15 protein-coding genes are annotated in these 23,484 nt (G+C 46.0%); 13 read left to right on the top strand and 2 right to left on the bottom strand.

What is annotated here, in order from left to right:
• Window positions 1–13: 13 nt before the first annotated feature.
• The 6 genes from ACYVD4_RS13805 to ACYVD4_RS13830 all read left to right on the top strand — a co-directional run bounded on the left by ACYVD4_RS13805 (window position 14) and on the right by ACYVD4_RS13830 (window position 6,497).
• Window positions 14–301, top strand: coding sequence for a cell division protein ZapA (locus ACYVD4_RS13805; RefSeq protein WP_460946539.1), 288 nt, complete (start codon window positions 14–16; stop codon window positions 299–301).
• Between the two features lie 104 nt (window positions 302–405).
• A complete protein-coding gene (rny, locus tag ACYVD4_RS13810; RefSeq protein ID WP_460946541.1) occupies window positions 406–2,010 on the top strand; it encodes a ribonuclease Y in 1,605 nt (534 codons plus the stop codon).
• A gap of 95 nt (window positions 2,011–2,105) precedes the next feature.
• Window positions 2,106–3,275 (top strand): formylglycine-generating enzyme family protein, encoded by a 1,170-nt coding sequence (locus ACYVD4_RS13815; RefSeq protein WP_460946543.1) that lies wholly within the window; start codon window positions 2,106–2,108, stop codon window positions 3,273–3,275.
• A 58-nt stretch (window positions 3,276–3,333) separates the two neighbouring features.
• Window positions 3,334–3,999: a DUF4230 domain-containing protein gene (locus ACYVD4_RS13820; RefSeq protein ID WP_460946545.1), complete on the top strand. Its 666-nt coding sequence runs from the start codon at window positions 3,334–3,336 to the stop codon at window positions 3,997–3,999.
• Between the two features lie 57 nt (window positions 4,000–4,056).
• On the top strand, window positions 4,057–6,048 hold the full coding sequence (locus ACYVD4_RS13825; RefSeq protein WP_460946547.1) for a M1 family aminopeptidase: 1,992 nt from the start codon (window positions 4,057–4,059) through the stop codon (window positions 6,046–6,048).
• A 14-nt stretch (window positions 6,049–6,062) separates the two neighbouring features.
• Window positions 6,063–6,497: a VOC family protein gene (locus ACYVD4_RS13830; protein ID WP_460946549.1), complete on the top strand. Its 435-nt coding sequence runs from the start codon at window positions 6,063–6,065 to the stop codon at window positions 6,495–6,497.
• A 43-nt stretch (window positions 6,498–6,540) separates the two neighbouring features.
• On the opposite strand, the gene ACYVD4_RS13835 is transcribed toward ACYVD4_RS13830, so the two are convergent.
• Both ACYVD4_RS13835 and ACYVD4_RS13840 read right to left on the bottom strand, forming a co-directional pair.
• The gene (locus ACYVD4_RS13835; RefSeq protein WP_460946551.1) at window positions 6,541–9,930 is read right to left on the bottom strand and encodes a T9SS type A sorting domain-containing protein; all 3,390 of its coding nucleotides are present in this window, start codon (window positions 9,928–9,930) and stop codon (window positions 6,541–6,543) included.
• A 185-nt stretch (window positions 9,931–10,115) separates the two neighbouring features.
• Complete coding sequence (locus tag ACYVD4_RS13840; RefSeq protein ID WP_460946553.1) at window positions 10,116–11,765, bottom strand: NFACT RNA binding domain-containing protein; 1,650 nt, start codon at window positions 11,763–11,765, stop codon at window positions 10,116–10,118.
• A gap of 291 nt (window positions 11,766–12,056) precedes the next feature.
• Between ACYVD4_RS13840 and ACYVD4_RS13845 the strand changes: the two genes are divergently transcribed.
• The 7 genes from ACYVD4_RS13845 (at window position 12,057) to ACYVD4_RS13875 (ending at window position 23,054) form a co-directional block, all read left to right on the top strand.
• Window positions 12,057–15,347: a SusC/RagA family TonB-linked outer membrane protein gene (locus ACYVD4_RS13845; protein ID WP_460946555.1), complete on the top strand. Its 3,291-nt coding sequence runs from the start codon at window positions 12,057–12,059 to the stop codon at window positions 15,345–15,347.
• A gap of 84 nt (window positions 15,348–15,431) precedes the next feature.
• Complete coding sequence (locus ACYVD4_RS13850; RefSeq protein WP_460946557.1) at window positions 15,432–17,183, top strand: RagB/SusD family nutrient uptake outer membrane protein; 1,752 nt, start codon at window positions 15,432–15,434, stop codon at window positions 17,181–17,183.
• 111 nt (window positions 17,184–17,294) lie between these two features.
• A complete protein-coding gene (locus tag ACYVD4_RS13855; protein WP_460946559.1) occupies window positions 17,295–17,552 on the top strand; it encodes a hypothetical protein in 258 nt (85 codons plus the stop codon).
• A 96-nt stretch (window positions 17,553–17,648) separates the two neighbouring features.
• Window positions 17,649–18,854 (top strand): AGE family epimerase/isomerase, encoded by a 1,206-nt coding sequence (locus ACYVD4_RS13860; protein WP_460946561.1) that lies wholly within the window; start codon window positions 17,649–17,651, stop codon window positions 18,852–18,854.
• Between the two features lie 142 nt (window positions 18,855–18,996).
• Complete coding sequence (locus tag ACYVD4_RS13865) at window positions 18,997–21,432, top strand: endonuclease MutS2 (RefSeq protein WP_460946563.1); 2,436 nt, start codon at window positions 18,997–18,999, stop codon at window positions 21,430–21,432.
• Between the two features lie 63 nt (window positions 21,433–21,495).
• Window positions 21,496–22,158, top strand: coding sequence for an HAD family hydrolase (locus ACYVD4_RS13870; RefSeq protein WP_460946565.1), 663 nt, complete (start codon window positions 21,496–21,498; stop codon window positions 22,156–22,158).
• Between the two features lie 116 nt (window positions 22,159–22,274).
• Window positions 22,275–23,054, top strand: coding sequence for a peptidase associated/transthyretin-like domain-containing protein (locus ACYVD4_RS13875; protein WP_460946567.1), 780 nt, complete (start codon window positions 22,275–22,277; stop codon window positions 23,052–23,054).
• The last annotated feature ends 430 nt before the right edge of the window (window positions 23,055–23,484 follow it).

The following is a 23,484-nucleotide window of genomic DNA, read 5'->3' on the forward strand; positions in this document are numbered from 1 at the left end:
GCCGACTGCAGCGATGGAAGAACTGCCTATTCGCGTACAGATTGCTGACCGGCCCTACAACTTGTTGGTAGAGCCGGAAGCTGAGGCTGTTGTGCGCCAAGCCGCCAAGCTGATTCAGGAAGAACTGAATAGATACCGAAAAATGGGCTTTACTGAAACTCAGGAAGCTCTGGCAATGATAGCCTTCGATTGCTTAGTCACTAAGCTCAGAGGAGAAAAACAGATGCAGCGATTACAACAAATGGTGTTTGACAAAATAACTCAATTAGATGAGGCCGTTACACCGGCCATTACTACGTAATAAATCGGCGGACTTTCTCCCCCGTATGAAAACGGGTTGAGGTCAGAGCACTCATATCGCGACAGGTTGATGGTTTATTTGTTCAACTCTAACGATATAGTCCGATGGACATTTTATTAACGATTCTTGCCGCCCTCGTTGGGGGAGGTATAGGTATAGTGCTGGGCCGACAGATGATGGCAGGCACCGTTGCCAAACAGGAAAAAGAAGCAGAAGAGAAAGCAAGTGTTATTGTAAAGAATGCAGAATTACAGGCCGAAAACATAAAAAAAGATAGAATCCTCGAAGCCAAAGAGAAATACCTGAAACTAAAATCTGAATTCGAAGAGTCAACCAACCAGAAACGCTCTCTACTCCTCCAGAACGAAAGCAAACTCAAACAGCGCGAGCAGCAGCTCAGTCAGCAGGCCGACCAGCAACGTAACCGCGAAAACGAGCTGAACCAGCAACGTAACGAAATCAATCAACAGAAAAATAGCCTGAATCAGCAGGTTGATTCTCTAAATAAAAAACGCGAAGACGTTGAGCGCCGTCAACAGGAAGCCGACCGTATGTTGGCCGATCAGCTAGCACAGTTGGAGAAAATTGCGGGTTTATCGGCCGAACAGGCGCGTGAGCAGTTGATTGAAAACTTAAAAGCTGAAGCCGAATCCCGCGCTAGCTCCTATATCAAAAACATTGTTGAAGAAGCGAAGCTGACGGCCACTAAAGAGGCTAAAAAGGTGGTTATCGAAACCATTCAACGCACCGCCACCGAGCACGCTATCGAAAACTGTGTGTCGGTATTCAACATCGAATCAGACGACGTAAAAGGCAAAGTAATTGGCCGTGAGGGACGTAACATCCGAGCGCTGGAAGCTGCTACCGGCGTCGAAATTATCGTTGACGATACGCCCGAAGCCATTATCATTTCCGGTTTTGATCCAGTACGTCGTGAAATTGCTCGTTTATCGCTTCACCGACTCGTTCAGGACGGACGAATTCACCCGGCACGTATCGAAGAGATTGTGGCCAAAACCCGCAAGAATATTGAAGATGAGATTGTTGAAATTGGTGAACGTACCGTTATCGACCTTGGCATTCACGGCCTGCATCCCGAACTGATTAAGATGGTTGGCCGGATGCGTTTTCGGTCGAGTTACGGGCAGAACCTGTTGCAGCACTCGCGCGAGGTAGCCAAGCTTTGTGCTACGATGGCGGCTGAACTGGGTCTAAACGCCAAACTGGCTAAACGCGCTGGACTCCTACACGATATCGGCAAGGTTTGGCCTGAAGAAGCCGAACTCCCCCACGCTATTCTGGGTATGGAACTGGCCAAAAAGTACAAGGAAAACCCGGAAGTCATTAACGCCATTGGCGCCCACCACGACGAAATCGAGATGACGAGCATGATTTCGCCCATCGTTCAGGTGTGCGATGCGGTGTCAGGCTCACGTCCGGGTGCCCGTCGGGAAATGATGGAATCGTACATCAGACGCCTGAAAGAGCTGGAAGAATTGGCAGGTAGTTTCCCCGGCGTAACCAAATGCTACGCGATTCAGGCAGGCCGCGAACTACGTATTATGGTTGACGCCGACCATGTTTCAGATGAACGGGCAGGTGGTTTATCATACGAAATTTCGCAGAAAATCGAGAAAGAAATGCAGTATCCGGGCCAGATAAAAGTGACGGTTATCCGGGAAATGCGTTCCGTAGCTTACGCTAAATAATACGTAGTAAACAGATAAAGTACGAAAGAGAGTATAAGAAGGCAATAACTCGATTTATTCCTTTATACTCTCTTTCTTTTGTTATTGACAGTATCATGGCTTTCGGAGTAAACACTACGTTCGGCAAAAAAAATACGTATCGATACGTGCTCGGCAGCTGGTTGGGGCTATCGGTTTGTTTTCTACAAAGTTGCGTACAAAGCAAATCAGACGATGCAAAGGAAACGGCTAGTGCCAGTGACTCAGGTGCTTTCTGTCATACAAAACTTCCCAGCCGGTTTGCCGCGACCCAATCACAATCTACTACGTTATCGACTGGTAAAGATGATCGAACGGGTATGCTTTTGATTCCCGGAGGCAGTTTTCAGATGGGTGCCGATAACGATCAGTCCCGCTCCGACGAATTACCCAAACATGCCGTAGCAGTCGACCCATTCTGGATGGATGCTACTGAAGTGACAAATGCTCAGTTTAAAGCTTTTGTGGATGCAACGGGCTACGTAACAACCGCCGAGAAAAAACCGGACTGGGCCGAAATGCAAAAGCAACTTCCGGCGGGAACACCTAAACCACCCGATAGCGTATTGGTGGCCAGCTCACTCGTATTCACCGCTCCCAAACAAGCCGTATCAACCGACGATTATAGCCAATGGTGGCGTTGGGTTCCCGGTGCCGATTGGCGGCATCCGGAAGGGCCGAGTAGTTCAATTAAGGGCAAAGACAACTATCCGGTTGTACAGGTTTCGTGGGATGATGCGATGGCGTATGCACAATGGGCGGGCAAGCGTTTACCAACCGAAGCTGAATGGGAATGGGCTGCCCGAGGTAGTTTGTCGAACGCAATTTATCCGTGGGGTAATGAAGCCATCGATGCCGGGAAAGTGAAAGCCAATACGTGGCAGGGGCGTTTTCCAAACCTGAATACCAAACGGGACGGTTACTTTACGTCGGCCCCAGTAAAGTCATTTACGCCCAATGGCTATGGTTTATATGACATGGCAGGTAATGTCTGGGAGTGGTGCAGTGATTTTTACCGCCCCGATTATTATCAGCAACTCAGCCAGCAAGGTCAGAGTCGCAACCCAAAAGGGCCGAACTCAAGTTATGACCCCGATGAGCCCACCGTACCGAAGCGTGTGCAACGAGGAGGTTCTTTTTTATGCAACGATTCGTATTGTAGTAGTTATCGGAATTCAGCCCGGATGAAAGCGAGTCCAGATACGGGTTTATCGCATACCGGGTTCCGTTGTGTAAAAAATGGATAAATCTGCCTTACTTTTCTGTCCGAAGCCCGTCTAACCCAAATAGCTCATCTGTGCTCAAATGGATTTTTTTACGACACTTCTTCTATTGATTGTTGGGGCTGGCGGAGGTATTACGTTGGCCAACGTATTACGGAAACGTAGCAACTCCACGACCGACGTAACGGACATCCGATACGAATCGACCATTCTGCTGGAACGTATCGAAAAGGTGTTTAAAGTGGTAATGGCCGAAGGATATTTCTCAGAAATCTACAATTATCAGGACCAGAAAAAGATTTTATACGTACTGAACGACCCGAAAAAAGCGATGATTATTGCAAAATCGAAAGTGCTGGTCGGCTTCGATTTTGCAAAAGTCCGGTTTCGGGTGCCAACCGAAGGCGAGAAAAATCTCATTATCGAATCGTTTCCCCAACCCGAAATTCTGTCGATCGATACCGATTATAAATTCTACGACATTCAGGCTGGTTTTCTCAATCACTTTAGCGGAGCCGATTATACGCAGATTCTGGACGAAGCCAAGCAGGTGATGAACGAGCGCGCTTTGCAAAGTGATTTACCCAAAATTGCCAATAATCAGATTCAGTACATGATGTATCAACTGGCAGGTTCGATGGGTTGGCATCTGCAACTTCCCGAAGCCGAACAACGGCAATTAGAAGCTTTAAAAGCAGAAGCTGATAAGAAAGCGGGTAAAGCGAAGGAATTGCCGTCAGGGAAATAACTTTTCAGATAGTCAGCCGTTTATTGGATTGATACGTCAAAATCCCCTTCGACTCTCTTGCGATATCTATACTTCCTTTGGCTATTACCGATTTTTGCGCCTGCTCAATCGCTACCCGATGGTGGCGACTATTGTCAGGCTGGTAAAATTCGTTTTTTCGAACGATTAGCCGCCAATCCTAAAGCCCGAGTTGCTTACCCCGGCGATGAAACCATCGACGTAACGTATTACGGTCTTGACTTACGCCTGACGCATACACCGGCCAGTATGCGTGCAACGGCAACAGTTACGCTCAAGAGCACTGCGGCTTCACTACGTAGTTTTTTTCTGGACCTTAACTCCAACACTACTACGGAAGGTCTTGGACTTCGGGTTGATTCGGTAAAAACTGGAAATCAGAAGCTAACTTTTCTGCACGCTCAAAACCGGCTTACCATTACACCGGCACAGCCCTTAGCCAACGGGCAGGCTTTTACGGTCACGGTGTTTTATCAGGGTGTTCCGATCAGTCGCGATTTGGGGAGCTTCCGATTCAGTCGCCATGAAAGGACTACCGATCCGGTTATCTGGAGTTTGAGTGAGCCTTATGGTGCACCCGATTGGTTTCCGTGCAAAGACACGCCCGGCGACAAAGCTGACTCATCAAGTGTACGTATTACGGCACCAGCTCAGTTTGTATCGGTTTCCAATGGTACGCTCGTTAGCACGATCAACAATCCAGACGGTACCCGAACGTATCATTGGCGAAACAGCTATCCGATTGCGCAGTACCTGATTTCGGTAGCCATGAGCAACTACACTCGCTACGATACGCCTTTCACTTATGGCAATCAAACGCTTCCGATTACGCACTACGTCTACCCCGAAGTGTTGCCACAGGTTCGCTCTAATCTCGATCTAACACCAGAAATGATGGGCATCTTTTCGGAACGTTTTGGGCCATATCCGTTTCTTCGGGAAAAATATGGACATGCACAGATTGGCCTCGGCACAGGCGGTATGGAGCACCAAACCGTTAGTTCGATGGAAGCCGGAGCGTTTAGCCAGAACGTAATTGCCCATGAACTAGCCCATCAGTGGTTTGGCGACAAAATAACCTGCCGCGACTGGCAGAATATCTGGCTTAACGAAGGATTTGCGTCTTATGCCGAAGCCATCTATGCAGAGTCGATTGGTGGGCAAACAACCTATCAGACAACCATGGATAATTTCATGAGTCGTGCCCGTAATGCACGCGGGAGTCTGTACGTACAGGACATTTCGAACTTTACCAACATCTTCAATGGCAATCGGACTTACGCCAAAGGGGCATCGGTATTACACATGCTACGTAACGTAGTGGGCGATAGTGCATTTTATCGGTCGTTGCGTACCTACGTAGCAACACCATCCGTGGCGTATAACAACGCCGTTACCGAAGATTTTCAGGCTGTTGTTCAGCAGGTAGCGGGCAAAGACCTAACCTATTTCTTTAAGCAATGGATTTATGGAGAGGGCTTTCCAACGTATCAGGTTAGTTATACGCAGGGAAGCAGTGCTACGTCGGCTATTGTTCGACTAACGCAACGTAATACCATAGCCAGTAATCCGGTCTCATTTACAATGCCCGTTCAGCTCCGAATTCGGTCTGCAGTAGGCGATACAATTGTGACTGTTTTCAACGACCAAACGACGCAAACGTTTACGGTGCCTAGTCGCGGTCTTATTACAAATGTAGTGGTTGACCCTAACAACTGGATTCTGAAAAACGTAGAGGCATCAACTCAACTGGTTACAGCCATCAGCGAACCAGTCGATGTGAATTTGCGCGTTTATCCAAACCCAACAACCGAACAGATCGAAATTGATTTTAAAACCTATACAAGCGGCACTGTTACGTACTCGCTCACGTCCCTACTCGGTCAAAATGTTCGGACAGAGCAAGATAAGGCTTTACCTTCCGGCAAGCATCATCGGATTATTCGTTTACAAAGTTTAGCAGCAGGTCGTTACACCCTCACGGTTGACACACCAGATGGATTGGTTAGTCGGGTAGTTCTGATACAATAGCCGCTTTACGTAGCATGAAAAAATTAACGCTACTCTGCTTCTTTGTTAGTTGTCATTTACTTTCATTTGGCCAAGATAAACTGGGTATTACCCGACACAATCATATCTCCATTCATGTGAAGAGCGTACCGACCAGTGCCGCTTTTTACCGCGACGTAATGGGTTTGAAACCCATACCAGTTCCCGAAAACCTGAAAGCGATACGTGCCTGGTTCGATTTAGGAAATGGCCAGCAGGTTCACTTACTCGACGGCCGTACCGAGCAAATTGTTCACGACCGTAACGGTAGTCATTTTGCGCTTTTTGTGGCCGACATCAACAAATCTGAACAATATTTGAAAGATCAGAAGATAACGTACCATCGGCAAGTACGTTTTGATGGTGTGGTTCAGCTTTATTTCTCTGACCTAGACGGTTATCTGTTTGAGTTGAATGAAGAGAAGAAGTAATAAAAAGGGGGAGAAAGTACTGGTTGCTTTCTCCCCCTTTTTATTACTTCTTGATCAGTTTCTTACTATACATTTTCCCGTCGCTTTCTATCTGAACTATATATACGCCCGTTGGCCAGTCAGATAAGTCGATTTCGGCATCAACAGCCGATAGTTGGCGACTATCACTCCATTGGTGAATGACTTTCCCCTGTGTATTTAGTATAGTGCCTTTTATTGCCGAAGGTTTTGGCAGGGTTAGTTTAAACCGCGCTATCCCTTCCGACGGATTAGGCATAATTAACAAGTCAGCTTCTGGCTTACTACTTTCAATCGCCGGTAAACGGCCTGCTCCAGCACTGAGCGTTGTATTGAGCGTAACACGACAATTTTCGGTTGTACCAGATCCTACAGTTACCGAATAAAGCCCACTCTGAGTAGCTGTTAGTGATCGACCAGCAACTCCCGAAATTACTACCCCATCTTTAGCCCAACTGTAGGTTGGGTACTGATAGTTTGTACTGGCGGCTGTCAGTGTCACGGCTTGCCCCGCAGTAATGATCGATCTACTGGCAGTTAATGTCACTATCGGAGCAGGATAAATCGGAATCAGTACGTCGTCAGAAAGCACTTTGCGTCCGTCAGCATCAGTAACTTCAGCTGTATAATAGGTATAGTCTGGATTTACAACCGTTGTTTGCGAAGTAGCCGCAGTGTAAGTTGGGTTCAGACCAGCCAGACCAGTTACAGGTACTCCAGCAGTTAACCAACGAACGGTATAAGGCGCTTTGCCGCCTGTTACAGAAGCAGATAAAGAAATCGGGCTGCCCGCACATCCTGCTTTACGATCATTAAGCGAGCTGGCGTCGACATTAAACGCCACAGTTGCGGCATCAACGGCAATAGTGGAAACAGCCGTGGTGGTTGCATAATCAGTTACTTTCAGGCTGTACGTACCCAGATCGCTGTCTTTGACACTTACATTACTTAATTCAATACGTCCGCCAGCGGCATAAACCTGACCGCCCGAAATCGGTTTTACAGAGCCATCGGCAGCGGTATATTCCCACACACTATTGTAGTAAGGTGTTGTGCTGTTGATATTAAATGGATAGCCACCTGTTACGTTCGCTACCAGATAAGCTCCTCCCCCGCTAAATGGAGCACTCCGACGTAGTATCTGCACTTTGGGTATATCGTTGTATATCTGAAAATTGCTGTTCGCTACACAACCATCTGCTATACCTTTCAAGCCTAACTTGTAAATACCAGTCTGCCGAACACGTATCGAATCAACCGTTCCAGACTGTAGCACTGTAGTAGTATCGCGTATCCATTGGAGTGTGTGGTAATAAATTTGTGATATGTCTCCCCGGTACGTAACGCTGGACGCTGGCTGGCGTTTTAGGGTCATTAACGAATCTTTTCCGGGGGCAAGCACAATAACACGACTGTTCCAGTTACTCAATCGGTCTTTGCTGGCTGAGGTTGGGTAGCTCAAAATCAAGCATTGGCGTGGTGCAGCAGAGGGGTCAATAACCAGTAGGTTATCGCCCGAGAAACGCTTGCCAATCTGCCGACCATTAATTGTTCCGAGTATAGAACTCACATACTCATTATTGACCAGCGTGCTATTTATATCACCATAGTTCCGAATATCAGCCAGTCTTCGAATACTATCTGAAGGCGTCGATGTTAATTTCAGGATTACTCCATTAATTCCATACAGAGCGCCATCTTTTGCCACTACTTCTCCAACCCCACCCGGATAATTATTTACTTGGCCGATACGTAGTGTTCCGGCAGCCGTACTGTCGTATTTCCAGACATCAATTTTATACCCTGTTAATTTTTTGTCTTTGTCATAATTCGATACGTAACCGACACCATAAAGACCAGCATCGGTACTTAATACCGACGGACCAAACTCATAAGCACTTAACGATTTTATTACTTGCTTGGTCTGCCCATCTGTAACCCACAGCGAATACGCATCTTTAGTGCCTTTCCGGCTCACAATCATCAGTTTACCACCTGTTCCAGCCCGTTTACCGTCTGAACTAAGCTGCCGTATAGAATAGCTGGACATGTTATCTTCCAGCACTTGAAACGTGTTGGTTCGAGTATCGAAAAATGACAAGGTATACCGGTTAAAAGCCCCTCCAGTCGAATCGGCAGCTTGTGAAACAAACAGTTTACCTGTAGGCGTATCATACGTCGTATAAAACTGCTCATCACCTTTTGTGTACGTGTACTGGTTGTTCGTTAATGCCTGCGTAAAATCATACCGTTTCACACGCTGTACACTGTCGGTAGTCATATCCACCCGCCAGATTTCGTAAGAACCTTTGCCAGCAATCGGATTACTGGGTAAATCATAGGCCAGAATCCATGTCTGCCCGTTCGATGAACCTAAACTATAGGCATACTGACTACGGCTTCCCGTAGCTGGCCGGGCCATTGTTATCTGACGTAGTAGTTTCTGTTTGCGGGCAGCATCTACTCTTGTCACGGCGTAATTGACCTGCTTTGTGTCGGCCACATAAGTACTATATACAACGCCTTTTGCATCGGCACCTAGCACCGTCGGGTATTCATTTACGTTCGACAACAGTGTTGTTGGCGTCGACGAACCTGCGTCCTGCAACAAACTATAATATGACCTGCTCTTGTCATATACGGATGAGGTCATAAACAACTGACCATTGGCGAGTGCTATCTGATTAAGGTTATTGGCCCGATACTTAACCGCTTCATAATTTAGTACCCGTGTACCGGCAGCCGTTCCATCTGTTTCCCAGGCTACGTTATTAACCAGATTAGACCAGAATATCAGTTTATTCTGGTTCGCCATAAATCGGCTAGACCAGTATGAGGCATTGGTATACCCTCCGTTAACACCCCCAAGATACCCGCCATTGCTAACAAGAATATCATACTGATTTCCGGCACTAATTGGCCCCGGTACTAAATCAACGGCTATACGTGTACCGGCTTCAGTACCATCTGATTGCCATAGCTCCACACCATTGACGCCATCATCGGCCCAGAAATACAGTATGTTATTCAGTACGTATGGACGAAATGAGCGTAAACTATTCTTAAGTTTAGTAGCATCAATGTCGTAACGTCCTGCTGAACTGTTATAATTAGTGTAGTAGTAAAATGTAGAATCTGAAATGAAAGCACTGGCTTTCCCGGGCCGGATATCCTTTACGAGTTTAGTGCCAACTGTGGTACCATCGGTTCGCCAAAGCTCATACCCTGTTTTCCCGTCATCAGCCAAGTAATACAAAAATCCATTTACGTTCTGAGCGGCACTCAATGGAATAATGACATCAGCCTTCGTCATTAATGAGTCGATACGTTGGGCCTGAGCAGAAAATCTTGTCAGTAAGCCCAGCGCAAAAATCAAAGAAAGGTAACGAAACGTATACAGATAGATATTTTTCATAGAAAGTTTTGGCTTGAATAGATTGGTTTAAACCGCAAATAAAAAGCTTAAACCTGAGCCCAAACTTTACTTATTCATAAATGAAGGCTATATAAATGCCATATTTATTATACGTAACAAACTTTTTAGTAAGTTTTGACTGATTTACTACCTGATTAGCTATAGGATCAACATTCCTTGTAACCTTACTCCCCTCTAGGCTCTACCATCACTACGTCTTCCTTTTCAACCAATACCTGGCCCTCTGCCAAGCCTTTGGGTTTACGAACGAATTTTTTGGGCGTGACGATAACCGGGCATAAGCTATCTGTTCTACGTTTCGAATACCAGGCGGCCAATTCAGCGGCTCGTTCTATTACGTTCTTTGGGAATGATTTTCCGGCCTGATATTTTATGATAACGTGCGAACCTGATACGTCACGAGCATGAAGCCATAAGTCTTCTTTAAAGGCGAATTTCTGGGTAAGCAAATCGTTATTTTTAGCATTTCGGCCAATAAGAATACGAAACGAATCAAGTACTACTTCTTTGAAAAGTGGCCCTGAGGCATCGCTGTTCCTCCCTGTTCCATCTTCGATTAATAGGTTGTTCTGCTTAACGTAGCGTCGTAAATCCTTTAACGTTTCAATGGTTTCCAGTTCTTCTTTTTGCGTATCGATTTTTAGAAGTTCTGTTTCGCAGGAAGTTAGTTGTTGAAGCAAATGATCTTCTTCGATTTTTTCGTTTTTTGCTTTTCTGTAGAAATTCTCGGCATTTTTCTGCGGATTGATGTCCGGTTTCAGTTTTACTATGATCGGCTTTTCGCGGTAAAAATCATATAGTTCGACCTGCTCTGGCGAGGGATTTCCGGGAGAGGTAGGAATATCGTGCAGGTTTGCCATCAGAATATGTCCCATCTCTTCGTGGGTTGCGCCCGACTCTTGCTTGGTCAAACGCTGCATATTTACATCCAGACGAACTTCAGCCCGTTTTCGGCGTTTTTCGAGCAGACGTAGCAGTTGCGCTTTTTCGTGTTCAAACGTAGTGAGTCGGTTATAGGTACCATAAAACCGATTGGTGGCCTCAATAGGGTCGGAAAATGTCTGCTTTATTTCACCTACTGGCAACAGACTCAGGGTTGGTTTATAATTGAGCTGTGTCAGATAATACGTTGGCTGTTCCAACTGACGTACTACGTCCTGAATAATAAGCCATTGCTGTTCTGGATCGGTTTGTGTATTTCCAACTCCCAGTTTAGCCAACCAGTCATTCACGACACGCCCGAACGTTGGGAACAATTTTCGATGGTCAAAACCAGCCCGTTCGAAAGCCTCAAACGACTGATCAATTGGCCGATCGAAAGCATCGAGTTTCAACTGTTGATCAGTTAAAAGCTGCCGATTAAACTGGTCAATAACATCGTTTTTATGGAAGGCTAAGAGGTTAGGACGATTTCCGAAAAATTTGAACAATAACGTGAAATGACCTTCCAGCAAAATGGCTAAACAGCGTTCGTTCAGAAACGATCTTACCCCCACAACAGTACGCCCTTTTCCCTCCTCGCCAACGACCGTTTCAAACAAATCAATACTGTTATGACGCGCCCGATGAACGGCTTCCGGTAATACTATTCCCGAGAAATCAGGACGTAACGTGGCTTTAATGTAGAGTGGCTTATAATAGTTAGTTTTCCCCTTTGCCTGCGCAAAAACAAGCACAACCTCGTCGCGATCCTGACTGAAACAGGCCATAAGTCGGAGGCTAACTGGTGACTCGTCGGGTTGAGTATTACTACGTATCAGATGCTCTTCCAGCACAGGAGCCATCTGCCGAAGGAAGTAAAAATTAGTATGCATAAAGGCAAAAATAGAAGAATATAGTTTTATTAAATTCTAATTAGAAATTAAGATTTTTTAACATTACGAATGCTCTAAAAAACTGCAAAAATCCTAGTAGTCAGAAATATACATAGTAAATAATACTTTGGTTATCAACCAATTAGATCATTCACTAAATATGATTTTTCCTATACAAATTAATCATTTATTGATGGTAATATGGTATTTTTATTAAAATTTCCCTTTGAAATATAATTTAACTAACCTAATATTGACCTGATTACTCATTTTTAAACCAACCTAATTTTCATGAAAGCATTGTTCTACAGGCATCTGCAGACCGCTTTACTGGGTGCAGTTTTACTGCTATGGGGCTTGAGTGCTTCTGCTCAAGATCGTCGTATCACTGGAAAAATCAGCGGAGCCGACGGCGCCGTTCCAGGTGCCAACGTTGTGCTGAAAGGCAGTCAAACAGGAACGGCTAGCGACGCGAACGGTGATTTTTCCCTAAATGTTCGGGGCGACAATCCAGTACTGGTTATTTCTGCCATAGGTTTCAAAACCCAGGAGGTTCAGGTAGGCAACCGTACAGCAGTTACTGTTACACTTGAAGACGAAGCAACTGCACTGAACGAAGTTGTTGTAACAGGTTATACCACAGAAAACCGTCGGGATGTTACTGGCGCTGTTGCCACTGTAAAACCTGCTCAGCTGAAAGTTGTTCCATCGGCCAACGTTGAGCAACAATTGCAGGGGCGCGTTTCAGGGGTTACCGTAATTACCAACGGTCAGCCGGGTACTAGTAGCCAGATTCGGGTACGTGGTTTTGGGTCGTTTGGTGGTAACCAGCCTTTGTATGTAATTGATGGTGTTCCTTCGCAAACAACGGCGTTCATTCCTCCTGATGATATTGAGTCGACAACGGTACTGAAAGATGCTGCCGCTGCTTCTATTTATGGTGCTCGTGCTGCTTCAGGTGTGATTGTTATTACAACCAAACGTGGCCAGCGTAAAGCGCAAAAATTATCGGTTAGTTACGATGGTCTCTATGGCGTAACAGACCCAGGTAAAAGCTTACCTATCCTGAACCCACAAGAGCAGGCCGACTGGGCATGGCAGGCACGTAAAAATGACCTTTTTCAGCAAGGTGTTACTCCCGGCCCTACCAGCTTTACGGGTATTGCCAGTAACCAGTATGGTACAGGTCAAACACCTGTTTTACCAGATTATTTGCTGGTTGGTAGCCAAACAGGCTTAACCGCTTCTCAGGTTAATTTAGAGGCAGAACGGGCAAAATATAACGTTAACCCAGCCAACGGCGCTGTTTATAACGTTATTCCTGCCAACAAAGCAGGCACCGACTGGTATGCAGCTATCACTCGTCAGGCGCCTATGATGCGTCACCAGCTTGGCTTTTCGGGAGGTACGGAATCCAGCCGTTTCTACGTGAGCCTAGGTATGCAACAACAGGCAGGGGTTGTTATTTTTAACGATTTCTCACGTTATACGCTACGTGCCAATACTGAATTCGACATCACCAAGAAATTGCGTTTTGGCGAAAACTTTCAGGTTGGTTACCTGCAAACCAAAGGTCTTCTTGGCGGTACAGGAAGCATTTTAGGGAACAGCACGAACAACAACTCAAGCTCATCTGCGGATGAAAACGAAGTGTTATCGGCATTCCGGATGCCTCCGATCATTCCTGTCTATAACTCATTTGGTGGCTACGCTGGTACGGCAGCCCCTGGTTTCAACAATCCACGAAATCCGGTAGCTGATCGTCAGGCACGGGCAAATGATTCGAACAACACGATTTTCGGCTTTGGTAATGCATATCTCGAATATGATGTTATTCCATCGTTAACACTACGTAGCAGCCTTGGTGGTACGTACTTCAATAACTACTTCTACACGTTCGGTCGTGTTCAGTACGAAAACTCGGAAAACAACACTACGTATACTTATAACGAAGGTGCTGGTTTTGGCTTAGCCTGGACATTTACAAACACCGCTCACTTCAAGCAGAAGTTTGGTGTTCACGATGTTGATGCGTTAGCCGGTATTGAGGCACTGAACACGGGCTTAGGACGTAACATCAGCGGTTCGGGACAAAACCCGTTCTCTACTGATCCGAACTACGTAACAATTGGAAGCACGACACCAGGCGCAACTCGTTCGGTGAACAGTGGTAACAACCTCGGTAACCGGTTCTACTCTCTGTTTGGTCAAGTACGTTATACGTATAATGACAAGTATATTTTCACCGGCGTTGTTCGTCGTGATGGTTCGTCTCAGTTTGCTGCCAGCGACCGTTATGGCGTTTTCCCGGCTGTCTCGGCGGCATGGCGTCTTTCTTCAGAAGAATTCATGAAGAACTTACCTTGGTTATCTGATCTGAAAATTCGGGGCGGTTATGGTACTATGGGTAACTCAAACTATCTGAGTTCAACCAACCAGTATAGCCTTTACGTTTCGAACCCAGGCAACGGATATGACATTAGTGGTTCTAACGGTAGCATTGCTTCTAGCTTCTTCCGCAGTCAGATTGGTAACCCAAATGCAAAATGGGAAACCAGCGTAACGTCTAACATTGGTATCGACGGTGCTTTCTTCAATAACAAATTAGAAGTAGTTCTTGATTTCTGGCGGAAAGACACCAAAGATCTGCTCTACCCACTGGCTCTGCCAGCTGTAGTCGGTCCTCGCGCAAGTGCTCCCTTCCTGAACCTGGCCGGTATGCGTAACCAAGGTATCGACCTGTTAATCACGAACCGTGGTAACATCACGAGCGATCTGAGCTATGAAGTAACGGGTATTGCCAGCTATCTGGATAACAAAATTACGTCTATTGCTCCAACAGTTCCTTTCTTCGGAGGTGGCGGTACACGTATCGGAACGGCGGTTGTACGGAACGAACCTGGTCATGACCTCTCGTCGTTCTTCGGCTATAAAGTAATAGGTCTGTTCAACAGCAAAGCAGAAGTTGATGGTGCTGCTAAACAAGACGGTGCTGCCCCAGGTCGTTTCCGGTATCAAGATCTAAACAACGATAACAAGATCGATGCTGATGACCGCACTTATTTAGGAAGCCCAATTCCGAAAGTTACGGGAAGTATTACGTTGACCCTGAAATACAAAGGGTTTGACCTGAACACAAACGTTTATGCATCGTTAGGTAACAAAATCTTCAATAACCAGCGTTGGTTCACTGATTTCTATGCGTCGTTCACAGGTGGTGCAGTTAGCTCTCGTGTGAAAGATTCATGGTTACCTACACGGACGAATACAACTGTGCCTATTTACGAAAGTGCTTCAAACTTCAGCACCCAGACACAGGCTAACTCGTACTACGTAGAAGATGGTTCTTATGGTCGTATGCAGTATTTGACGCTGGGTTATACCTTCCCATCTTCTTTCTTGAACAAAGCGAATTTAAGCCGTTTGCGGTTGTCACTATCTGCCATGAACGTATTCACGATCACTAAATACTCGGGACTTGATCCTGCTGTTGGTGGCTCGGCTGATACGAACTTTGGTATCGATATTGGTAACTATCCCGTACAGCCTGGCTATAACGTTGGCCTGAGCTTTGGCTTCTAAAACTCTTTAAACGAAGGGCTATTGTCTTATAAAATAGCCCTTCACATAAAACTTCGGTCAATCTAATTGATAGATAAATTCATTATGAAAACATTCGTTGTAAAAAGCCTGGTAGTCACTACGGTGTTTACTATGATCGGCTTCGCCTGTTCAGATAAATTTCTGGACTTGGTTCCGACGAGCTCATTACGTGGAGGAGACAATCAATTGTTTTCTCAATCTGGTCTGGATGGCCAGCTCATTGCCGCTTATTCAATGCTAAACGGTCGTGGTACGAACCAATCAACCGCTTCGCTTGACTGGACACGCGGTAGTGTATCAGGTGGTGAGGCCAACAAGGGTTCAAACTCTGGTGACTTTAATACCCTGATTCCTTTCCAGACGTATCAGTTTATCCCGACCAACGAAAACTCTGATAACAAATGGCGGGCTTTATATGAGGGAATTAGCCGCGCTAATAACGTAATTCGGGCGGTTGCTTCGGCAACGCCAGACGTATCGGCCGAGAACAAAACACGTATTACAGCCGAAGCTCGTTTCTTACGGGCTCACTATTATTTCTGGCTGAAACGTACGTTCAACATGGCACCTTATGTCGATGAAACCGTCGATTATGGTACGGGTGTTGAAAAAGTGGTTAACAATACTGACCTGTGGCCTAAAATTGAAGCTGACTTCAAATTTGCCTACGACAATCTGGCGGAGAAACAAAACGCTGTAGGCCGTGCCAATAAATGGGCTGCTGCTGCTTATCTGGCGAAGGTTTACCTGTATCAGAAGAAATATACTGAAGCCAGAACATTGTTCACGCAGGTAATTACAAACGGCAAAAACTCAAACGGTGTAGCTTACGCGCTGGTCGATAATTTCATGGATAATTTCAATGCGGAAAAAGACAATAATACCGAGTCTATTTTCGCTGACCAGGCTGCTGCTAATACTGGTAGCGCCGATAATGCTAACCCGAACCTGAACCTGAACTTCCCTTATAACACAGGTTCTAATGGTCCTGCTGGTTGCTGCGGATTCTTTGCGCCTAGCTTTGAGATGGCTAACTCGTTCCGTACAACAGCAGCAGGTATTCCTTTGCTTGATGGCTCATACAATTCTACAGCCAATCAGTTAAAGAATGATCAGGGCGTGCCTTCGAAAGAAGCTTTTACACCCGATGCTGGTCCTGTAGACCCTCGTCTGGATTTCTCTATCGGTCGTCGTGGTATTCCTTATCTCGATTGGCAGGTACACCCCGGTCAGGACTGGATTCGTGATCAGGGTTATGCAGGTCCTTATTCGCCGAAGAAGTTTGTATTCTACAGAACGCAATCGAAAAAGCTAACCGACGGTAGCTCATGGACAGACGGTTATCCTGCTCTTAACGTAAACTTCATCCGTCTGGCCGACGTACTCTTGATGGCTGCCGAATGTGAAGTTGAAGTAGGTAGCTTAACTGAAGCGCAGAAATACGTAAACATGGTTCGGAAACGGGCCGCAAACTCTACGTACTGGGTCAAAACGGCAGCAGGTGCCAATGCCGCTAACTACGTAATTAACGAGTATCCGGCTTCTGCATTTGCAACGAAAGAGGCTGCCCGAGCAGCCGTTCAGTTCGAACGTAAACTTGAGCTATCGGGCGAAGGTCACCGCTTCTTCGATCTGGTTCGTTGGGGAACAGCCAACACCGTGTTGAATGCCTTCCTGACCTACGAGAAAACGAAGTTAACCAGCACTTATACAGATGCACGGTTTACGCCAAACAGAGATGAATATATGCCAATTCCTCAGGCACAGATTGATCTGCAAGGCAAAACGATTCTGGTACAAAATCCTGGTTATTAATCAGCTTTATTGCTTTGTCAAATCCCTGCTACTTCGTGGCGGGGATTTTTTTGTTATAACCAATTTGCCCATTCATGCGTTAATAATCTACAAAACAACAAGACTAACGTTATGGCACACAACAAAACAACAAACCAACCCGGCTCTAACGATTTGCAGCCCGGTCGCGAACGTAGCCGCAATCAACAGGCAAACGACACAGGCGGCCAACGCCCGAATGGCGAACGTACAATGACGAACACCAACAAAACAAAACAAGGCCCGGAAGATAATCATCATACACAGAGCCAAACTAAACACGAACTCGCGGAAGAGCGTGGCGGGCATGGCCATTCGGGCCATAGCGGTAACCGAAATGGCAGCAGGTAAATTAAGTAGTGTAGTGAACAGAAAATGGTCAATGAGTAATGTTTTGCATCAATATGCTTCATTAGTCATTGACCATTTTCTATTCTACGTTTTCGTATGGATCTCGCTCAGCTTCAGGCCGAACTGCGGCAGGAACACAAAGATATTCTGGCTTACTGGCATCGGTATGCTCCTGACAATGAACACGGTGGTTTTTATGGACGAGTCGATTATCAGAACCAGCCTGACCCAAAAGCCGATAAAGGTATCGTATTGAATGCCCGTATTTTATGGACGTTTTCGGCCGCGCTACGCCATACCCACCACGAGGAATATCGCCCTGTTGCTGACCGCGCTTTTCAATATATTCAACAGCATTTTATTGACCCGCAATACGGCGGAGTTTATTGGTCAGTCGATGCTGGGGGTCAGCCTAAATACCCGCTCAAGCATCTATATGGACAGGCTTTTGCGCTTTATGGGCTAAGCGAATATGCGTTTGCTACGCGCTCTGCCCCTGCCCTTGAACTAGCCAAAAAGCAGTTTCAATTGATGGTGAAACATGCGTACGATCCTAAAAAGGGTGGCTACGTAGAAGCTCTTTCGCGTGATTGGTCACCAGCCACGGATTACATAATCAGTAAGTACGACAATCACGAAAGTAAGACCATGAACACGCACCTCCACATTCTGGAAGCATTCACAAGTCTGTATCGCGTTTGGCCCCACAAATCAGTAGCCGATCAGATACGTGGTATGCTACGTATGTTTCTGGACCATATCGTTGACCCAAAAACGTATCGCATGAATATGTTTCTTGATAACGATTGGAACGTGCGCCGAACGGCTATTTCTTACGGACACGATATTGAAGCATCATGGCTCCTACCCGAAGCCGCCGATGCACTTGCGGCTAAAAACCCTACAGATAAAGCGTTACAAAAAACGGTACGCGACTTATCGGTAAAAATGGCAAAAGCAGCCATAACTGGCATTGACCCTACCGACAATGGAATGAATTATGAACTGGAACCTAACGGACACCTCAATCAGGAACGCTCGTGGTGGGTGATGGCCGAAGCAATGGTTGGTTTCATGAATGCCTACCAGATCACGCATGAAAAACCATATCTTGAACGGTCGTCACAGAGTTGGGAATTCATAAAAAAATACCTGCTCGATTTGAAAAATGGCGAGTGGTATTCCGGTGTTACGGCCGATCACAAAATATTGGGAAAAGATAAAATCAGTATGTGGAAATGCCCGTATCACAACAGTAGGGCATGCCTTGAAATGCTGGAACGTATTGAACACCTTCGGTAAAATCGGCCTGTTTAGCAACACAATATCCACTTTATAGTCATTACGTTACCTCAGCGAACCCAGAGCCACTGCTCGACGTTACATTAGTAGCGCCTTTTCGGTTAACGTAACATCAGCAAATCCGAAGTGGCAATCATTTAGAATGCTTTACCCAAATACCTTAGAAAACAAATTAGGTTTCGATACAATCCGCGAACGACTAAAAGAAGCCTGCGTTAGTCCATTAGGGCAGGATTACGTAGACAAAATCCGTTTTGTCGACAACGTAACGCTTATCGACAAACTACTACGTCAAACAACTGAATTTAAGCAGATTGTTCAGTACGAAACCGATTTCCCCAATAGTAACTATATCGACGTCCGGCCTCACCTGGCTCGGGCTCGTGTAGAAGGACTGGCGCTAACAGAAGCCGAATTTTTCGACCTCAAGCTGGCGTTACGTACCATACAGGATTGCCTGCGTTTTTTGTCGCGTCATAGCGACACCCGCTCAGGCGAAGAAGATGCTACGTTCCCCTTTCTGCGTGAGCTGGCTGGTCCCGTAGGTGTCGACAAAAAGTTAACTGATGCCATTGAACGGGTTATTGATGATCGGGGTAACGTCCGCGATTCGGCTTCTCCCGAACTGGCCAGCATTCGACGACGGATCATCAGCGAACAGGCTAACCTTCGGAAACGACTCGATAGTATTCTGCGTCAGGCTAAGCAAAATGGCTGGATGCCCGACGACCTGTCGCTTACAGTACGGGGTGGTCGACTGGTTATACCGATTGCTGCCGAACATAAACGTAAGATTAAAGGCTTTGTTCACGACGAATCACAAACAGGGCAAACGGTTTTTCTGGAACCAGCCGAAGTCTTCGATGCTAATAACGAAATCCGGGAACTTGAATACGAAGAACGACGCGAAATTTACCGGATTCTGCTCGCACTGACCGATCAGATTCGGCCCCATCTGGAGGAGTTAAGGAAAGCTGTTAACTTTCTGGCACAGATTGATTTCATCCGTGCCAAAGCCCGACTTGCCGTTCAGTTAGAGGCTATCATGCCCAAACTCCACGAACGGCCTTTCGTAAACTGGATCAATGCGCGCCATCCATTATTGTTTCTGTCGTTTGCCAAACAGGGCAAACACGTAGTACCACTGAACGTTCGGCTCGATGAAAAAGCCCGGATTCTGGTTATTTCCGGACCTAATGCGGGTGGTAAGTCTGTTGCGTTGAAAACCATCGGTCTGGTTCAATATATGCTACAATGCGGGTTGCTGGTTCCGATGGATGATTATGCCGAAATGGGCGTTTTTCAGAATTTGTTTATCGACATTGGTGATGAGCAATCACTTGAAAATGACCTCAGTACGTATTCATCGCACCTGACAGCGATGAAAAAATTTCTGGTCGGGGCTAATAAACGAACGCTGTTTCTGATTGACGAATTTGGTACCGGAACTGAACCCGGTTTAGGCGGGGCCATTGCTGAATCGATACTGGAAGATCTCAATAAATCAGGTGCTTATGGCGTGGTGAATACACACTATACCAACCTGAAAGTGATGGCTAATAAAACACCGGGCCTGATTAACGGAGCGATGCGTTTCGATGGTGAGCATCTTGAGCCGCTTTATCAGTTAGAAATTGGCCGGCCGGGTTCGTCGTTTGCGTTTGAAATTGCGCAGAAAATCGGCCTTCCCAAAGGTGTAATTGACCGGGCAAAAGAGAAACTCGGCAATCAGCAGGTTAACTTCGAAAAACTCCTGAAAGAACTGGATATTGAAAAGAAAGTTTTCTCGGAGAAGAATCTGGAAATCAGCATCAATCAGCGAAAACTGGCACAACAGCTTGCCGAATATACAGCGCTGAAAAACCGGCTGGACAATGATCAGAAAAAGATTGTTAACGATGCCAAACAGAAGGCCAAAACGCTGATTCAGGAGGCTAACCAACGTATCGAAAGCACCATTCGGACAATTAAAGAAAATAAAGCCGAGCGTGATCCAACGAGGCAGATTCGGCAGGAACTCGAACAATTTACGCAGAAAGAGCTTGTTCCTGAAGCAATTGTAATCGAAACCCCAAAGCCCGCCGAAGAAGAGTTTGTAAACGATGGCGGAGCCATTGCAGTTGGTAGCTACGTTCGTATTCAAGGCCAGAACGCGATTGGCGAAGTGCTGTCGATACGTAACAAAGACGCTGAAATTCGAATTGGTGATCTTAAATCGAACGTTAAGTTGAATCGGCTCGAAAAGGTCAGCAAAAAAATATTTAAAGAAGCAACTGAAGTACGCGATGACCGGCCACGTACACAGGGAATGGACATTAATGAGAAAATGCAAAACTTCAGCTTCAACCTCGATATTCGTGGCCGACGTGGCGAAGAAGCCCTTGGTGAAGTAGACCGTTTTGTTGACGACGCATTAGTGCTGGGTTATCCCGAACTGCGCATTGTTCATGGGAAAGGCGACGGAATTTTGCGAACGCTGATACGTAATCATTTGCGTGGCTACAAGCAGGTAGCCCGTATGGAAGACGAACACGTTGACCGTGGTGGTGCTGGCGTTACGATTGTGAAAATGAAATAAATACGTATTTATATACTGAGCTTACATCCATAAAACCCAGTAGATAAACAGAAAATTACCCCTATGAAAGCAGCTATTTTTGATATGGATGGCGTGATTGTTGATACGAATCCGCATCATAAAACCGCCTGGCGCGAATACTACCAACGTAACGGCAAAACTCTCAACGATGATGATTTTGTGCAATACGTATCAGGCAAGCACAACAACGATATTGTAGCTCATTTATTTACGGGTCAGTCACTTGCAGCCGACGAGGTTTCACGGCTTGGGCATGAAAAAGAGCAGCTTTTTCGTGAGCTTTACGCCCCTCACGTTACGTTGGTAGCGGGATTACTCGATTTTCTAAAATCACTGAAAGAGGCCGGTATCCGTACGGCTGTTGCTACGTCGGCGCCGGTCGAAAATCTTGATTTTGTAATTGATACGTTAGGCATTCGCTCTTATTTCGACGTATTGCTGAACGAGAGCATGGTACGCCATCCTAAACCCAACCCGGAAATCTACGAAAAGGCAATGGCGATGCTGGGTGTTGAACCCTCAGAAAGTGTCATTTTTGAGGATTCCATGACTGGCATTCAAGCGGCTAAAGCCTCTGGAGCTACAGTAGTTGGTCTGGCAACAACCCAATCGGTAAATGAATTACGTCCCTTTGTTGATGATGCCGTCGTTGATTTTACTGAAATAAATCTGAATCGGATTCAAGCACTGCTTAAGGTTTTTTAACAGGTTTGAATCCACATAAACTGTATTTTTGTAAAACGCTGTCTTTCAGATAAGTCCATTTCGGACGTTTGGCCCAGATATAACCGCTAATAAACGTAACGATACGCTCTGTTCCGATGCTCAAAAAATTACTCTTCTCCATCATCTTCGTCGGCCTGATAAGCTGGTCGGGCACTACGTTGGCGCAGGGTAAATATATTATTGGCACTGTTATCGATCAAACTAGCAATCAACCTGTTGATAAAGTAACGGTTGTGAATCAGCGCACTCGCCAGCGTGCACGGACAAATACAAGCGGGCGATTCTTCATGACCATGCAACCGGGTGATTCGCTGATTTTGACCAGCCAGCTTTATGCCCGCATTGGCATTCGGTACGATGGTTCGGCAAATCCCACAATTGTTGCCCGTGCTCTCCCCCCTATGCCCTATCGCGTGGTTGACCTGGCCGAAGTAACCGTAACGGGGAAACGCTATGAAGAAGTGAAACGGGAAATTCAACAGATTCTCGATGAACCCGTGGCATCTAAGAAAGTAACCGGCGAACAGGCTTTCGACCGACTTGCCGATGGAGCTGGTGTTACGTTACTGTATGAGATGTTTGGAAAACGTCCCAAATCGGACCGAAAAGCGTATTACATTATCCAGCAGGACAGGCGGCACGCGCTGGCTTTGGAGCGGTTTCGGTTGCTGGTTGAGCAATCGACGAATCTGAAAGCCGACGAAATCAACCGTTTTTTCGAATTCTGTGATCTGGACGACGATTTTCTGCTCAAGTCAGAAGACTACGATCTCATCAATACCATTCAGCAACTCCGCAACCGCTATCGCGACGGTTTTAACCGTCCTAGTCGAATCTCACCAGACCCCGAGCAGTCAGCTACCAAACCACGTTAGCGCTGATTTTTCAGCAGACTAACAGGTCATACAAAGAAATGAGCTTACGGTCCATAAGAAAAAACCGGGACTCTGGAAGAAAAAAGGCCAGCCCGGTCAGACATATGTTGCGCTTCAAATAAGAAGTCTGCAACTTTGGTAGAGAACGCTTCTATCCTTACCATTTCTATGGTTTTTCACCAAATGCTTTTGTCGTTTGCTTCATCGATAGAAAAAGTATTTGATACCAAACACAAAGCCGTAATCACACTATCAGTCCATAGAAAATGGTCTGATAGTTCTATGGTTTGTGGTATCATTTATCTACCTGACGTCTTCAATTTTAAATTCTTAATCCGTTTCATGATGTCGATAGCCTAAATAGCTCCGGTTATGAGATAGATTCCTATGCCAATAGTGTAGCTTACTTTTTCTTCTTCAATTACTTCCA

This window comes from Spirosoma daeguense, from assembly GCF_054776875.1.

Coding starts and splice junctions, on each gene's coding strand:
- ACYVD4_RS13805 (WP_460946539.1), top strand. CDS start 14: ATGGAAGAACTGCCTATTCGCGTACAGATTGCTGACCGGCCCTACAAC.
- rny (WP_460946541.1), top strand. CDS start 406: ATGGACATTTTATTAACGATTCTTGCCGCCCTCGTTGGGGGAGGTATA.
- ACYVD4_RS13815 (WP_460946543.1), top strand. CDS start 2,106: ATGGCTTTCGGAGTAAACACTACGTTCGGCAAAAAAAATACGTATCGA.
- ACYVD4_RS13820 (WP_460946545.1), top strand. CDS start 3,334: ATGGATTTTTTTACGACACTTCTTCTATTGATTGTTGGGGCTGGCGGA.
- ACYVD4_RS13830 (WP_460946549.1), top strand. CDS start 6,063: ATGAAAAAATTAACGCTACTCTGCTTCTTTGTTAGTTGTCATTTACTT.
- ACYVD4_RS13835 (WP_460946551.1), bottom strand. CDS start 9,930: ATGAAAAATATCTATCTGTATACGTTTCGTTACCTTTCTTTGATTTTT.
- ACYVD4_RS13840 (WP_460946553.1), bottom strand. CDS start 11,765: ATGCATACTAATTTTTACTTCCTTCGGCAGATGGCTCCTGTGCTGGAA.
- ACYVD4_RS13845 (WP_460946555.1), top strand. CDS start 12,057: ATGAAAGCATTGTTCTACAGGCATCTGCAGACCGCTTTACTGGGTGCA.
- ACYVD4_RS13850 (WP_460946557.1), top strand. CDS start 15,432: ATGAAAACATTCGTTGTAAAAAGCCTGGTAGTCACTACGGTGTTTACT.
- ACYVD4_RS13855 (WP_460946559.1), top strand. CDS start 17,295: ATGGCACACAACAAAACAACAAACCAACCCGGCTCTAACGATTTGCAG.
- ACYVD4_RS13860 (WP_460946561.1), top strand. CDS start 17,649: ATGGATCTCGCTCAGCTTCAGGCCGAACTGCGGCAGGAACACAAAGAT.
- ACYVD4_RS13865 (WP_460946563.1), top strand. CDS start 18,997: ATGCTTTACCCAAATACCTTAGAAAACAAATTAGGTTTCGATACAATC.
- ACYVD4_RS13870 (WP_460946565.1), top strand. CDS start 21,496: ATGAAAGCAGCTATTTTTGATATGGATGGCGTGATTGTTGATACGAAT.
- ACYVD4_RS13875 (WP_460946567.1), top strand. CDS start 22,275: ATGCTCAAAAAATTACTCTTCTCCATCATCTTCGTCGGCCTGATAAGC.